Raw genomic sequence first — 13,176 nt, 5'->3', positions numbered from 1 at the left:
CTGCGGTTCACGTCGTGGTGAATCGGCCGGCTGTCTGCGTGCGCTGGGCACGCGGGCGTGCCCACTCCCATGGCCAGGGCGCGGGCGGGCACCGAAACCGCCCAGGAAGGCAACGAAGAAGATGCAGATCAAACACCTCATGACCACTCCCCCGGCCAGCGTTCCCCTTGACGCGTCACTGCAGGAGGCGGCCCGGCACATGGCCGACGCCTGCGTCGGGGCCCTGCCCGTGGTCGAAGACGATCAGGTGGTGGGCATGATCACCGACCGGGATCTGGTCGTACGGGCGATGGCCCGCGGGCTCTCGCCGACGGTGCGGGTCGAGGCTCTGATGTCGACGGACCCGATCACCGTCGAGGCGGACACCCCGGTCCCGGCCGCGATGCATGCCATGCGCTCGATCGAAGCCCGCCATCTGCCCGTGGTGGACAAAGGGCGGCTCGTCGGAGTGGTCTCCTTCGACGACCTGTTCTGGTTCGTCACCGGGCAGTTGGGTGAGTTGGCCGCCGTGGTCAACGCCACCCGAAAGGTCCCTGACCCGTTCCACCGGCGCCAGAACCGGACCGCGGCGAGGTGACGACATACGTGCCCGGTCCCGCAGCCAGCGTGACGGTGGCCGTCCTCCGCGCCGGGCTGCTGTGCACCGCGAGGGGGCATGTCCTGGGTGAGGCAGCTACAGGCAGCGACGTACCGGCCGCCCCGGTTGCGCGAGGGACGCTCAGCTCTTGAGCGGCCCGAGACTCAGCCCTGGATCTCGATATGGCGTGGCTTGGCCGCCTTGGCCTTGGGAATGGTCACCGTAAGGACCCCGTCGGAAAGGGTTGCCTGGACGTCCTCGGCCTTCACGTCGGTGGGCAGCAAGGCCCGGTACTCGAAACGCCCGGTGGGGCGTCCCCGGCGCCTCATCACGCCCGCCCGCTCACGTTCCTTCAGCTCTCCCGAGATGCACAGCTCGCGCTCGGTGATCTCGACGTCGATGTCCTCACGCTTCATGCCGGGCAGTTCGCATTCGACCGTGTACGCATCGTCGGTCTCGTGCATGTCTGCGAGCGGAGCCCAGTTCATCGTTTCGGTCAACGACGGTGTGAGGGAAGCCGACTGCAGAAACCGGTTCATCCTCTCGAACAGGTCCTCAAAATCGGCCGTCATCGGCTCGTGCCAGGGAAATCCCCGCTCCATCAAGCTGCCATGGCGGTGTCGTATGGGCAGAGTCATCGCGGTTCACCTCCGCGAATGGGCGGCAGTTGATTCTGCTTCTTCCATGCTGGCCGTCCTCGGCACGACCGGCACCTTGGCCCCCACTTGGCCGAGGTGAGAGCCTCGGCATGGTGCCGTCGCAGTTCGGGCGACGAGACCCAGCTGCTTCAGGTCCATGCGACGGGCGCGGTACGACGGCGGGCATGCACCGGATCGGGACCCGGGTATTTCGAACGGCCGCTCAAGCCCGTCAGCAGCGCGACGGCGTAGACGGGCTCGGTCTCATCAGGCAGGATCTCCGGCTCGCTGCCCCGGGAACGGCGCAGAAGATGAGTCCACGGGAGTCGTCAACCCACTTCGAGGCCACTCGGCCCACAGTCCTGCTGCTCACCCGCGGAAGGCAGGGCCATTCGACCTATTTCAACCCGCAGTCCACAAACCAGACACTGGTTCCAGGCCCTACAGGGCGGCACGTGAGGGCTCAGGCGGCACGCCCATCCCATACGAACTTGAGGACGTCAGCGCAATGACTACCGCACGCGACATCATGCACAGTGGCGCTACCTGTGTGCAGGAGACCGAGACCCTAGTGGACGCGGCCCGCCGGATGCACGACCTCGATGTCGGCGCACTGCCCATCTGCGGTCCCGACGACCGGCTCCATGGGATCATCACCGACCGCGACATCGTCCTGAAATGCCTTGCCAGGGGCAAGGACCCCAAGGTCATGACCGCCGGCGAGCTCTCCCAGGGCAAGCCTGTCACCATCAGCGCCGACGCGGGAACGGAGCAGGTCCTGCATGCCATGGAGGAACACCGGATCCGGCGACTGCCGGTTATCGACGACCACCGACTGGTCGGCATGATCAGCGAAGCCGACCTCGCCCGGCACCTCCCGGAAGAGAAGGTGGGGCACTTCGTCGAAACCATCTGTGCGACCGCTTGACGGCCTCCACTGCGTCGAACCGTCCAACGGAGCACGGCGCGTTCAGGCTGAGCAGCAGGACAGGAGATCAGGGCCTGTCCGATGGGTGCGCCGTTCCCCCGTCCTGATGCAGCTTGAGGAATTCGGCTTCTGCGGCCTGGCCAGGGCGCCGGCTTCGTGGCCGTGGACGCGCTGCCGCTCAACACCCACGGCGGGCAGCTCGGCGAGGCATATCTGCACGGGATGAACGGGATCGCGGAGGCGGTACGGCGGCGGCGCGGCACATCCGTCAACCAGGTGCCGGGGGCTTCCCATGTGCTGGACACGGCGGGTACGGGGGCGCCTACGTCGGGGCTGATTCCCGGCGCGGCTGCCCGCATCGGGATCCAAAGACTCGCCACCGATCGGGTGGCAATCCCGGCTCCTGGGACCGGGCTCGGGCAACCATTCGGCTGACATTCGGGAGATCAGCGTGGCCAGCTCGATCACCTGTGCCGCCAAGGGTGGCGTCGAAGGCGCGATCAAGGGCTTCCTCGGGCAGACCGACGGGAAGCCCGCGTTCACCGGGACCGTCTTCCTCAAGAACGTCGGCACCGGCAAGTACCTGAACGCGGTGCCGGAGGCGTCGCACGGATACAGCTCGGAGGGATCGCCGGATTGGTATCCCACCACCAACGATGAGAACCGCCTCAGGTGCGCCCAGTGGGCCGTCGGCGCGGACGGGGCGAGCTTTTCCCTCAGGAACCAGGCATCCGACAAGAGCATCCTGATGGCCTACCCCGGCACGGAATCCCAGCTCAAGTTCTCCGGTTCGACCCCCTCCGACAAGTCCCACCTGTTCGTCGCCAAGCGCGACCGGGGCTCCGACACCTACCTGCTCGTGCACTCCTCGGGCAGATATCTCATGGACCAGCAGGGCGACAACCCGTTGATCAGTCTGGCGCTGACCTGGATGGACAAGAGCCACCAGGCGAGCCAGTACGTCTGGCAGGCGATCAAGGTCCGACCGCGAAACCCCAGGGCCTTTCGGCAGGTCATGGACGGATCCAGAGGCGGATCGCGGCGAGGGAGATTGTGTCGTCACCGAGTTCGAGCAGCGCCTCGTCAACCGGGGCGGCCACCACCCCAGCGACGGCCACGACGACATGGCCATCCTCGCCCTCCGCGTCCCACGCACCTGACACAGCACCCTGAAGCCGCACGCCGAACCTGGCCCACCAAGCCACGCCTGTCAGGGATGCGCAGGTGGATGCCGTCGGCTCATACGTACACGTAGTCGTAGCCGGACAGGTCGCCGCTCGCCGAACGCTTGATGGGCGGCCTGCCACTGCTGCGTGATCCGGGTGACGGTGGCTGCGGAGAGACCGGCCGTGCTGCCCAGGAACTGCTGCATCGGATCTGGAAGACGTTGAGTGGTGCCCTTCAACGCGTGGTCCGTCGGCGCGGACCCTGTCGGTCATGTTGAGGGACGTCAGTGCCGTGCAGACGCTCAGTCCCCATCACTCGACTCACGCACCGGAGGGCTGGCTGCCCACGCGAGGGCGTCGTCGAGTTCGTCGTATTCGAACCGCCGCACTTCGGCCTGGACGAAGTGATTCGCAAGCTGGGGTACCAGGGTGGTGATCTTGCTGTCAGCTGCCAGCGCGATCTTCCTGACCTTCCGGTGATGGTCGCGAATGAACCGCACATGACGGATCAAGCCGCCGATGTTCTCCCATCCGGGGAACTCACGCGCATGGATCACGACGCCGGCCAATTCGGCGTGTGTCCTGAGCCAGCTGTCCACGGTCGATGCGAGGGCGTCGAAGTCCGGTGCGCGCAGGGGTTGTTCGACTTCGACCACGAGCACTTCGGACTCGGTCAGGCGGTGGGAAATGCCGGGGCCCTCGGGCAGCGACGTCAGCCAGCGCAGGGCCTCGTCACGCTCCTGGCTTCCGAAGACGCGCACCGGACAGGCCATCAGAAAGCTCGTCAACCGGGTCGGCTCACGGATCCAGCCCACGTCACTGACGATCGCACACCCCTCGAACAGTCTCATGGCACCCATACCGACCTTGAGGTCCTCCCAGGCAGCTCCGGGGGTGAAGGACGTGAACTCGGGGGCCGATCTCGCACAGGATCCGAATGCGGCGGCCTTCCCTGCGAGCGTCCTCGATGAGTGGCTCGACCACCGTCTGGTAGTCGTTCTTCGACACAGTCCCGATCGCCTTCACCACGCCGACGCCGGCAGGTGCGTCCTTGGCTCTCTCCAGCATGTTCTTCCTCTCTCCGTGCCCGGTCGACGTGCGGTCCGAGCGGAGGCCAACACGCGCCCCTGTGCGACACTGATGCAATTTTCACAGAAATACCTTTTGTGGCATTACTGAATCTATGAGGCAATAGGTAAGTTTTTGGTCATTGCGATGTTCCGTCTGAGTGGTGACCCGGTCGGACGGGGCCGATAAGGCCCTACCCGTGAGGCGACGGAGGGTGATCGGAAGCCTCAGACTGATCGGTGTGGAACGTCACGCCTATCCAGCAGGCCCAGCCGATCGGCTGCAGCGCCCAGTAGCTGATGGCCCGGTACAGCAGAGTTGCGCCGATCGCCGGCCCTGGCGGCAGGCCATACAGTACGAGCAGCGCGGACAGGCTTGCCTCGATCACCCCCAGGCTGCCGGGCGTCAGGCGCAGGCTGCCGGGGATCTGCGTGAGCCCGTACGCCAGCAGCAGTCCGCGCCAGGGCACGCCGACGCCGAGTGCCCACAGGCACGCAGCCAGGCACGCGGCATCGAACGTCCAGTTCAACAGCGCGAGCACGGCTGGTCGCAGCCAGGTGCGGAAGCCGGGCTGCAGAATTCGGATCTGCTCCACCACCTGCACCAGTGCCTGCTGGCCCCTGCGCACATGCGCGGACCGCTGCCCCGCCCGGGCCCAGCACCGTCGCAGCACCGCACGGAAGCCTGCGAGACGGGACATGACGAAGACCGCCAGGCCGGACAGCAACGCCAGACCCAGGAGGCCGGCAGCCGGGCGCAGAACGACGGCGGCCCCGGTTGCACCGACGGTGAACATGCCGACCACGATCAGGATGCCCAGGCCGAGCGCCGCAAGCGCCCCGGCAGAGGCCAGTACGGCGGCCGCAAGAGCCGGTTCGACCCTCCGGCGGTTCAGCTGGCGAAACGTCCAGGCGCTGGCGAGGGCCGCCCCACCGGGCAGTGCGCCCGCCACAGCATTGGCCGCTACGACGATCGCAGCCATCTGCCGCAGGCTCCACCGCACCCCGCCCTCCCGCAGCAGCCAGCGCGGCACGGCCGCGAAGCACACCACCGACAGTGCCTCGACTCCCACAGCAACCATCAGCTGAGGGACATGCACCCGGGAGATGAGGTCGAACGCCTGCGCCAGCTCGCGCCGCCGCCAGACACCCACCCATACCGCGGCCGCCAGCAGCAGGCCGGCTCCGCACCAGGTCAGCCAGCCCGGCCGGACGAGACGGTCCGCACGGCTCTCCGCTGTGGTGTACGACCGCTCAGACATCGTCCGTCACCACCACCGGCGGCAGGTACAGCACCAAAGGCAGCTGCCGACTGGGGTGGCCTCGCATGCGCACACGTCGGACGGCAGATTCGCCAACTTCCACGCACGGCCAGAGCCGTTCCATTCCGAGCCCACAAAGGCAGGTGTAGCACCGACAGGGCCAGGTTGCGGGCCAGCGCTACTCGTCCGAGTGGCGCTGGTGTCTCATCAGGGTTGAGCTGAAGGCAGGCCGCAGGCGGCCGTGATGAGGTTTGCGTCAACCGGACCCAACCGGGAGGTGGGATCAGCGATGGGACCTCGATATGCGCTGGTCAGACCGGAAACCGGAATGACCATTCGGGAAGCGGCCTCCCGGCACAACCCGGCCGGACGCCCGCGGTCGCCCAACTCCGCTAGGCCCGCCAAGCGGGTGCCCCAGGCTGTTTCGGCGTCGGGTGGATCCATTCGGCCCGTTGTCGAGAGGCTGGCCGGGCCGCGTGAGGAACCTTTCCGGCGGACACCGACAGCTGCTTCGGCGGAGGTTCATGGGACGTGTACTTTCGTCCGCTGGAGCCGCAGTCGTGTTGCTTCGCCCTGAAGTTCTTTGCGCCGTCGCGCGACCTCGTGCTTCATGAGGGGCGGTACCCGAGACCATGTGCCGCCAGGAGGCCGAGGCGAACAGGCGGGGCCAAAGTGACGGCTTCGGGATAAATGGCGGCGAAAAGCTTGGAGGTGCTCGAGCGCTATAGGTCTGGCGGGCGTGATCGAAAGGGATGAGGGTGTTCCGTCGGTGGGCAGGGGGCGGGTCGCGTACGTGGGCCCGGACGAGTCGGAGTTGCGGTGCCCGCCGGCGGATACGTGGGCGGTGCCCCAGAGGGGACAGCGATACGGACGTCAGGGGCACGACGCGGTGGTCAACGCTCCCGATCATGAGCTGGTTCGGAACGTGATCCCCACGTCGGGGCAGAGAGACTCGCCCATCCCACGGTCGAAGGGCTCGGTGCCGGGGGTGAGCACCGACGCCGCGGCCACGGCCACCCCCAGCGCGCAGGCACTGACCGGATCGTCCCCTGCGGCCAGCCGTACGGTGAGCGCGGCCACCATGTTGTCTCCGGCCCCGGCGTCACTGAGCAGTTCCCCGGGCAGCGGCGGTGCACGCAGTTCGGTGTGACCGTGACGGGTCGAGCAGAGCGCGCCCAGGTCACCGATCGTGGTGATGGCGATCTCGGCGGCCCCAGTGGTGAGCAGTTGCTCGTTGACGGCCAGGGCGTCGTCGAAGCTGCGGACGGTCCGGCCGAGGAGATCGGCGGCCTCTGTGCGGTTGCACCTGAGCAGGAAGACGCCTTCCGCCAGGGCATGCCGCAGCGCCGGGCCAGACGTGTCCAGCACCAGCAGGGATCCGGCCGCTTTGACCCGGCGGGCGACAGCCGTGTAGAAGTCGTCCGGCAGGCCGCCGGGCAGGCTTCCGCTGGCTACCACGTACCTGCTGGTGCCGATCGCCTGCCCTAGCACGTCCAGGCAGCGTCGTCCCTCATGGTCGTCGAGGTGCGGGCCCGGCGGGACGATGTGATGGCTGCGGCGCGACTCGGTCTCGAACACGACGAGTGCTTCGCGGGTCTCACCGTCGATGCCGACGGCGATGTGGTCGATGCCCTCTTCATCCAGCAACCTGTTCAGGCGGCAGCCGACCTCGCGGCCGGCGGTGTGGACGGCGGTTGCCCGTCCTCCGAGTCGCGCCACACCGCGGGCGACGTTGATTCCTCCGCCCCCGCCGGCCACAGACCTGACCCGGGCGCGGTTCTTGCCGATGTCGGCAAGGTGGTCGACATCCCAGCAGATGTCGACGGTGGGGTTCATCGTCAGGGTGAGAACTGGCCCGGCCGTGGCGGGATCCGGTGCTGCTGTGCTCATCGCGGAGATATCGCCTCGCCCGGTATGGCCAGTGCCTGGCGCGCCATCTGCTGAACACGGCCCCGCTCGTTGTCGTACCCGGCTGTGACCACCGGCAGGCCGTAGTCGGCAACGGTGGTCAGCGTGAGTTCGACGGCGGATGCTCGTGGACACGCCACGATGCCGCTGGATACCAGGGGCGTGTCTACGGCACCCAGGCCGTCCTGGTAGCGGGCACGTGCGGCCTTTTGCCGGAGGAGTTCGTTGACCTCGGCGTCGGTCGTCTTCCGTGCGGTCGCACAGACGATGCCAGCCACGTCGAAGGCATGCTCGGTCAGGACCGAGCGGCCGATGCAGCCGAGCCTGTGGATGGCAACCCGGACGGCCATGGTTCGCTCCCACGTTCTTGGCCGAACTGCCGACGAAGCGGCCCGACACCTGGGGTCTCGGTCGCAGCCGCTCGCGGTCGGCTCATATACCACGAAACGGACGGCCGATCATGCGTGTCACTGGTCCCGACCCAGCTCCGACGCTAACCCTTCCGACAGCCCGTCGCACCTCGTCGCGTCACCGGCAGGTCGCCAGCGGAGATCACGGCGCGGTGCGATGCTGCCGACCCCATATCCAGCAGCCTTTCCGGACAATGCTCCGAGTCCGACCCGGAGCTATTGACATGCCCATTGATCTTCCACAGCTGCGACACCGCATGACTGTCATCCGGTCACGTCATTCGACGTCGGCGTTTATGCCGAGGCTCTCGGCCATTCACCCTGGCACCCAAGCCGCCCTACCTCCTCAATGGGGGCAGGGGGCTGAGTCATCAGCGGTCGATGTGAAATCGGCTTTGGGAGATGACGGACTGACGGAACTTGGTGGTGAAGTCGGCGTTGCGGGCGATACGGCCCACGCCGCCGGCCTTGTTGTTGCGCAGCGCCGACTTGAAGTTCTGATCCAGGGCTCCGGCCATGCGCTCCATCAGGTCATCGTTCAGGTGGTCGAGGTCGATGTTGAGCAGGTCCCGTGCTGAGGGCTCCGCAACCGGGTGAGCGTGTAAGCCGAAAGGCAGGCCAGAGGGTAGAGCCAGTTCTCGACCGTCTCGCCGAGCAGCGGTCTGTCCTCGGCATACCGGGTCAGGAAGCGTCGAAGGCGGGTGTGCACATCCAGGCAGAGGCGGTAGAGGTCGAGGTCGTGCCGAGGGGAGAAGATCTGGCTGTAGTGCTTGTCGTCCAGCAGCAGGGCCTCGGAGTGCCGAAGCGCCGTGTGCGGCTCCAGCAATACGAAGGCGGTGAACTCACGGGCCAGACGGGCCATGCTGACGACCTGGTCAAGGGGAAAACCCAAGTTGCGGTAGTAACTGGCCCGGCGCTCGTAGTAATAGCTGCCGGAGTGGGCGAGGCTTTCCTCGATGTCCTTCTGGATCGACTCCGTCGCCCGCAGGGCGCCTGCGGGCAGCTGGGTCTGGCTGTTGGTGGCTCGGATGATCCTGTCGCGGGTGGTACCGGACTCCGGGGCAACCACGATCTTGACCAACAGCGATCTGTCGCGGTGCTGGCCACCTGCCTGGAAGTAGCTGTAAACCTCATGACTGGCCTGTAGCCCGTTCACGATTTGCGGGTCCTTGATGACGATCTTCTTGCCTGCGATCTGGGCAGCGTCGGCAACAACCGTGACGCCGTTGTTGAACCACCAGAAGTCCTCACGCGTACCCGACTTCAGGGTCTCGCCGATGGCGGTGTTCACCGCGGTGGAACCCGCGTAGTCCCGTACGTTCGACTCGAACAGCTCCAGCCGTAAGGCCTGGTTGTCGGAGGTGATGAAGCGGTAGTACTCGTCCAGCCGGGCGAGACAGACGTATCCCTCCCCGAGCGAGGTACTCATTGGGGTCTCGGAGAAGACGAGCTGCGCCACTGCCTTGGCACCCCGGGCTGTCCGCTCGCGCAGATCCGCGGCGTTGAGGTACTGGATAGTCGCCTCGGCATCAGAGGTGATCTTTTCCAGTTCTCTTCTCAGTCGGTCCCCTTTGGACTTCACGTTGGGGTGCGGACGCTCCGCGGCCTTGCTCGCGTAGATCACCCTGGTGCGCACCTGGGGGAACGAAGTCCCAGGTCTTCCAGGATGCGCAGGAATCGCCGCGTACGCTCCAGAAGCTTGGCATTGGTGTGCGCCACCAAGTCGTCTTCGTCGCGGCCCATGTCGAGCAGTGTCGGTAGATGGAAGTGCAGCTTTTCGAAGACCGTCTCCTGATAGCCCGGAGAAGTCTTGGCCTGGAGGACGACCAGCTCGATGGTGCCGGCCCGCGACGACAGGTACTGGTGCGCGTCGGCAGTGACGTAGCGGCCGTCGACGAACGACCAGATACCGTCGATGCCGCAGTCATGCGCCCCGTCCACGATGCCGTCCATGATCTCGTCGGTGTCGAGATCCCAGTCCTGCAATGCCTTGTCAGCGGCGAAGTAGGTGAAGAAATCGTCCCTTCCCTGGTCCGGCGCCAGCCGCCGACGCTGATCGTCCAAGATACGGTCGAGCAGTCGCTGATCATTGCTTTGGACAGACGTCATGCAACACCCCCCACAGGTATGCGTACCCGGCCAGAATGTTCGCAGGCTCACGCGTCGCTGAAAACCTCGCGACAGCACCTCTGTCATATGGGGCACCACATTGCGCATGCTTGTCACCTCGCAGCCAGGAGCAGGGCCCGTTGAGCACCCCCGCCCCGATTCGGCACGCGGCGGATCGAGTCGGCGCGCCGTGTGCGTTCTCAGCCTGGCCGGCGGGAGGCAGCTCGTGCTCAGGATCGACAAGCGCCGTAAGCTCCCGACCAACCAGTTGACCCCGTCGGCGACCGTAACTTGGAGGTCCTTGGTCGGCGGCGCGAACGAGCACGCTCACGATGTCCCGGCGGACGTCCTCCGCGAGGTCTTCATCCCAACGCAGAAAGACCTTCAGCAGGTCGGCCCGGCTCCACGGTCAGAGCGGGGCTGGTCATCAGCTCCCCCGCCAGCACCGTCCAGATCCGCGGCCACGGCCTTCGTCATCACATCTCTGACGATGTGCGGAGTGTTCAGCATGATGCCTCATCGGTACACGGACCGGCGTCACATGACCGTCAACGGCACTTCCAGCCTCAAGTGCACCGTACCGGCCGGGCAGGAGCCACCAGGCCCCTTTCGCTGCCGATCGACAGAGGGACTCACCCCATTCCCTCGGGGGCGATCTCGTCGAGGAGTCCGCGAATCCGCTGCTCGATGTCGTCGCGGATGGGCCGTACGGACTCGACGCCCTGCCCGGCGGGGTCGGGCAACTGCCAGTCGAGGTAGCGCTTTCCGGGGAAGACTGGGCAGGTGTCGCCGCAGCCCATCGTGATGACGATGTCGGATGTCTGCACGGCCTCGACGGTGAGCACCTTGGGCACCTCGGCCGAGACGTCGATGCCCACCTCGGCCATTGCCGCGACGACGGCCGGGTTCACGGCGTCGGCGGGGGCGGACCCGGCGGACCGCACCTGCACGCGGTCGCCCGCAAGGTGCGTAAGAAGCGCGGCGGCCATCTGCGAGCGGCCGGCGTTGTGGACGCAGACGAACAGCACGGACGGCAGGGCGGTGTCAGGCATGCGCGGGGTCTTCCTCGGTCAGGGGCGCGGGGGTGGTGAAGTAGCGGCGGGCGTACAGCGCGACGTAGACGAGGCCGATCAGCACGGGTACCTCGATGAGCGGGCCGACCACGCCGGCGAGGGCCTGTCCGGAGGTGGCGCCGAACGTGGCGATGGCTACCGCGATGGCCAGCTCGAAGTTGTTGCCGGCGGCCGTGAACGCGAGGGTCGTCGCACGGGAGTAGTTGAGTCCGACGGATCGTCCGAGTGCCATGGAGCCGGCCCACATCAGGGCGAAGTACACGAGCAGCGGGAGCGCGATCCGGGCGACGTCGAGCGGTTGCGAGGTGATCGCGTCGCCTTGCAGCGCGAAGAGAATGATGATCGTGAACAGCAGCCCGTACAGGGCAAACGGCCCGATCCGTGGGATCAGCTTCCCCTCGTACCACGTGCGCCCCTTGGCCTTCTCGCCGATCCGGCGCGTGAGGTACCCGGCCGCGAGCGGGATGCCGAGGAAGATCAGCACGCTGCGGGCGATCTCCCGCACGGACACATCGAGGCCGGGCCGCTCAAGGCCGAGCCACCCGGGCAGCACGGACAGGTAGAACCAGCCAAGCGCCGAGAACGCGATCACCTGGAACACCGAGTTCAGCGCCACCAGGACAGCGGCGGCCTCGCGATCGCCACAGGCCAGGTCGTTCCAGATGATGACCATGGCGATACAGCGGGCCAGCCCCACGATGATCAAGCCGGTGCGGTACTCGGGCAGGTCCGGCAGGAACACCCACGCCAGCGCGAACATGAGCGCCGGGCCGACGATCCAGTTCAGCAGCAGCGAGGGCAGCAGCAGCCGACGGTCACGGGTGACGGTGTCGAGCCGGTCGTAACGCACCTTCGCGAGAACCGGGTACATCATCACCAGCAAGCCGAGCGCGATCGGCAGCGATACGCCGGTCACGGTGACCTTGGCGAGAGCGTCCCCAAGGCCGGGTACGACGTGGCCGAGACCGAGACCGAGAGCCATCGCAGCGAGGATCCAGACGGCGAGGTACCGGTCGAGGAACGACAGACGGCCGGCGAAGGCCTGCTCGGGCGCGGCGCTCACAAGGCAGCCCCGGCGGCCTCGGCCGGGGCGGGCAGAGGTTCGCCGGCGGGGCGCGTCAGGATGCCCGCGAGGCGGTCTGTCATCTCGGGCAGCAGCCAGTAGTAGACCCACGTGCCACGCCGCTCACAGTCGATGAGGCCGGCCTGCCGGAGCAGCTTGAGGTGATGCGAGATCGTCGGCTGCGACAGGTCGAACGCAGGGGTCAGGTCGCAGACGCAGACCTCGCCTCCGGCGCGCGAGGCGATCATCGACAACAGGCGCAGCCGCACCGGGTCGCCCAGCGCCTTGAACACCTTCGCCAGCTCTTCGGCCTGCCCCTCGTCGAGGGGAGCTGTCAGCAGCCCCGGGCAGCACGCGCCTGCCTCATCGGCCTGACCGAGCACCACAAGCTCTTGTTTCGACATACTTCTATGTTGACGTTTTTCGATCCAAGGCGCAAGGTTGCATCGAAAAACATCAATGCAAGCCGATGGGAGACCGCCATGTCCCGTGCACAGCTCGCCCTGCACGTCAGCGACCTCGAAGCGTCGGTCACCTTCTACTCGAAGCTCTTCGGCACCGAACCGGCCAAGCGACGCGAGGGCTACGCCAACTTCGCCATTGCCGAGCCGCCGCTCAAGCTTGTGTTGATCGAGGGCGGGCCCGGACAGGAGAACCGCCTCGACCACCTCGGGGTGGAAGTCGGGTCCACGGACCAAGTGACGGCAGCGACGACCCGACTCAGGGATGCGGGCCTCGCTACCTTCGAGGAGAACGACACCTCGTGCTGCTACGCCCTCCAGGACAAGGTGTGGGTGCACGGTCCCGGCAAGGAGCCGTGGGAGGTCTACGTCGTCAAGGCCGACGCCGACACCCTCGGCAAGAGCATCGATTCGACCACAGGCAGCAGCAATGGCTGCTGCCCGAGCAGGACCACCGAAGCGGATCCCGCCTCGGCTTGCGCCTGCGGGAGCTGACCTGCTTTCCGTAGTGAAC

General features: G+C 66.7%; 15 protein-coding genes and 2 pseudogenes. 5 read left to right on the top strand and 12 right to left on the bottom strand.

The features are described 5' to 3' along the window. Nucleotides 1-139: 139 nt before the first annotated feature. Nucleotides 140-577: a CBS domain-containing protein gene (locus ACZ4S3_RS12300; RefSeq protein WP_467931140.1), complete on the top strand. Its 438-nt coding sequence runs from the start codon at nucleotides 140-142 to the stop codon at nucleotides 575-577. Between the two features lie 164 nt (nucleotides 578-741). Here ACZ4S3_RS12300 and ACZ4S3_RS12295 read toward each other — a convergent pair whose 3' ends face one another. Further along, on the bottom strand, nucleotides 742-1,215 hold the full coding sequence (locus ACZ4S3_RS12295) for an Hsp20/alpha crystallin family protein (protein ID WP_467931136.1): 474 nt from the start codon (nucleotides 1,213-1,215) through the stop codon (nucleotides 742-744). A 508-nt stretch (nucleotides 1,216-1,723) separates the two neighbouring features. On the opposite strand from ACZ4S3_RS12295, the gene ACZ4S3_RS12290 reads away from it, so the two are divergent. The 3 genes and pseudogenes from ACZ4S3_RS12290 to ACZ4S3_RS12280 all read left to right on the top strand — a co-directional run bounded on the left by ACZ4S3_RS12290 (nucleotide 1,724) and on the right by ACZ4S3_RS12280 (nucleotide 3,398). Continuing rightward, the gene (locus ACZ4S3_RS12290) at nucleotides 1,724-2,143 is read left to right on the top strand and encodes a CBS domain-containing protein (protein ID WP_467931131.1); all 420 of its coding nucleotides are present in this window, start codon (nucleotides 1,724-1,726) and stop codon (nucleotides 2,141-2,143) included. 100 nt (nucleotides 2,144-2,243) lie between these two features. Beyond that, nucleotides 2,244-2,491, top strand: a pseudogene (locus ACZ4S3_RS12285) (thiolase C-terminal domain-containing protein); the annotation flags it as partial. Nucleotides 2,492-2,594: 103 nt separating this feature from the next. Continuing rightward, a complete protein-coding gene (locus ACZ4S3_RS12280; RefSeq protein WP_467931126.1) occupies nucleotides 2,595-3,398 on the top strand; it encodes a hypothetical protein in 804 nt (267 codons plus the stop codon). Here the strand turns inward: ACZ4S3_RS12280 and ACZ4S3_RS12275 are convergent. The 11 genes and pseudogenes from ACZ4S3_RS12275 to ACZ4S3_RS12225 all read right to left on the bottom strand — a co-directional run. Further along, nucleotides 3,386-3,515 (bottom strand): annotated as a pseudogene (locus ACZ4S3_RS12275) (IS256 family transposase); the annotation flags it as partial. The gene ACZ4S3_RS12280 and the pseudogene ACZ4S3_RS12275 overlap by 13 nt on opposite strands. A 96-nt stretch (nucleotides 3,516-3,611) precedes the next feature. Then, nucleotides 3,612-4,319 (bottom strand): SpoIIAA family protein, encoded by a 708-nt coding sequence (locus tag ACZ4S3_RS12270; protein WP_467931587.1) that lies wholly within the window; start codon nucleotides 4,317-4,319, stop codon nucleotides 3,612-3,614. 251 nt (nucleotides 4,320-4,570) lie between these two features. Continuing rightward, nucleotides 4,571-5,638: a lysylphosphatidylglycerol synthase transmembrane domain-containing protein gene (locus ACZ4S3_RS12265; RefSeq protein WP_467931121.1), complete on the bottom strand. Its 1,068-nt coding sequence runs from the start codon at nucleotides 5,636-5,638 to the stop codon at nucleotides 4,571-4,573. Between the two features lie 906 nt (nucleotides 5,639-6,544). Continuing rightward, entirely contained in the window at nucleotides 6,545-7,528 is a 984-nt protein-coding gene (locus ACZ4S3_RS12260) for a 1-phosphofructokinase family hexose kinase (protein ID WP_467931118.1), read from the bottom strand. After that, nucleotides 7,525-7,896 carry a hypothetical protein gene (locus ACZ4S3_RS12255; protein WP_467931114.1) on the bottom strand — a complete coding sequence of 124 codons (372 nt, stop codon included), beginning with the start codon at nucleotides 7,894-7,896 and terminating at the stop codon, nucleotides 7,525-7,527. The genes ACZ4S3_RS12260 and ACZ4S3_RS12255 overlap by 4 nt, the downstream gene beginning before the upstream one ends. Nucleotides 7,897-8,327: 431 nt before the next feature. Next, entirely contained in the window at nucleotides 8,328-8,483 is a 156-nt protein-coding gene (locus tag ACZ4S3_RS12250) for a hypothetical protein (protein ID WP_467931110.1), read from the bottom strand. An 11-nt stretch (nucleotides 8,484-8,494) separates the two neighbouring features. Continuing rightward, nucleotides 8,495-9,592: an AIPR family protein gene (locus ACZ4S3_RS12245; protein ID WP_467931106.1), complete on the bottom strand. Its 1,098-nt coding sequence runs from the start codon at nucleotides 9,590-9,592 to the stop codon at nucleotides 8,495-8,497. Next, nucleotides 9,577-10,173, bottom strand: a complete 597-nt coding sequence (locus ACZ4S3_RS12240; protein ID WP_467931102.1) for a hypothetical protein — start codon at nucleotides 10,171-10,173, stop codon at nucleotides 9,577-9,579. The genes ACZ4S3_RS12245 and ACZ4S3_RS12240 overlap by 16 nt, the downstream gene beginning before the upstream one ends. Before the next feature lie 524 nt (nucleotides 10,174-10,697). Further along, a complete protein-coding gene (locus ACZ4S3_RS12235; protein ID WP_467931097.1) occupies nucleotides 10,698-11,117 on the bottom strand; it encodes an arsenate reductase ArsC in 420 nt (139 codons plus the stop codon). Then, nucleotides 11,110-12,201: an ACR3 family arsenite efflux transporter gene (arsB, locus tag ACZ4S3_RS12230; protein ID WP_467931093.1), complete on the bottom strand. Its 1,092-nt coding sequence runs from the start codon at nucleotides 12,199-12,201 to the stop codon at nucleotides 11,110-11,112. The genes ACZ4S3_RS12235 and arsB overlap by 8 nt, the downstream gene beginning before the upstream one ends. Next, nucleotides 12,198-12,605: an ArsR/SmtB family transcription factor gene (locus ACZ4S3_RS12225; RefSeq protein WP_467931089.1), complete on the bottom strand. Its 408-nt coding sequence runs from the start codon at nucleotides 12,603-12,605 to the stop codon at nucleotides 12,198-12,200. Before ACZ4S3_RS12225 ends, arsB begins: the two co-directional genes overlap by 4 nt. A 78-nt stretch (nucleotides 12,606-12,683) precedes the next feature. Between ACZ4S3_RS12225 and ACZ4S3_RS12220 the strand changes: the two genes are divergently transcribed. Continuing rightward, nucleotides 12,684-13,157 (top strand): ArsI/CadI family heavy metal resistance metalloenzyme, encoded by a 474-nt coding sequence (locus tag ACZ4S3_RS12220; protein ID WP_467931085.1) that lies wholly within the window; start codon nucleotides 12,684-12,686, stop codon nucleotides 13,155-13,157. Nucleotides 13,158-13,176: the final 19 nt, after the last annotated feature.

The organism is Streptomyces sp. NPDC028368, assembly GCF_055565615.1.
Note: the sequence above shows the minus strand (reverse complement) of the source record. Positions and strands in the feature narration are given on the sequence as shown.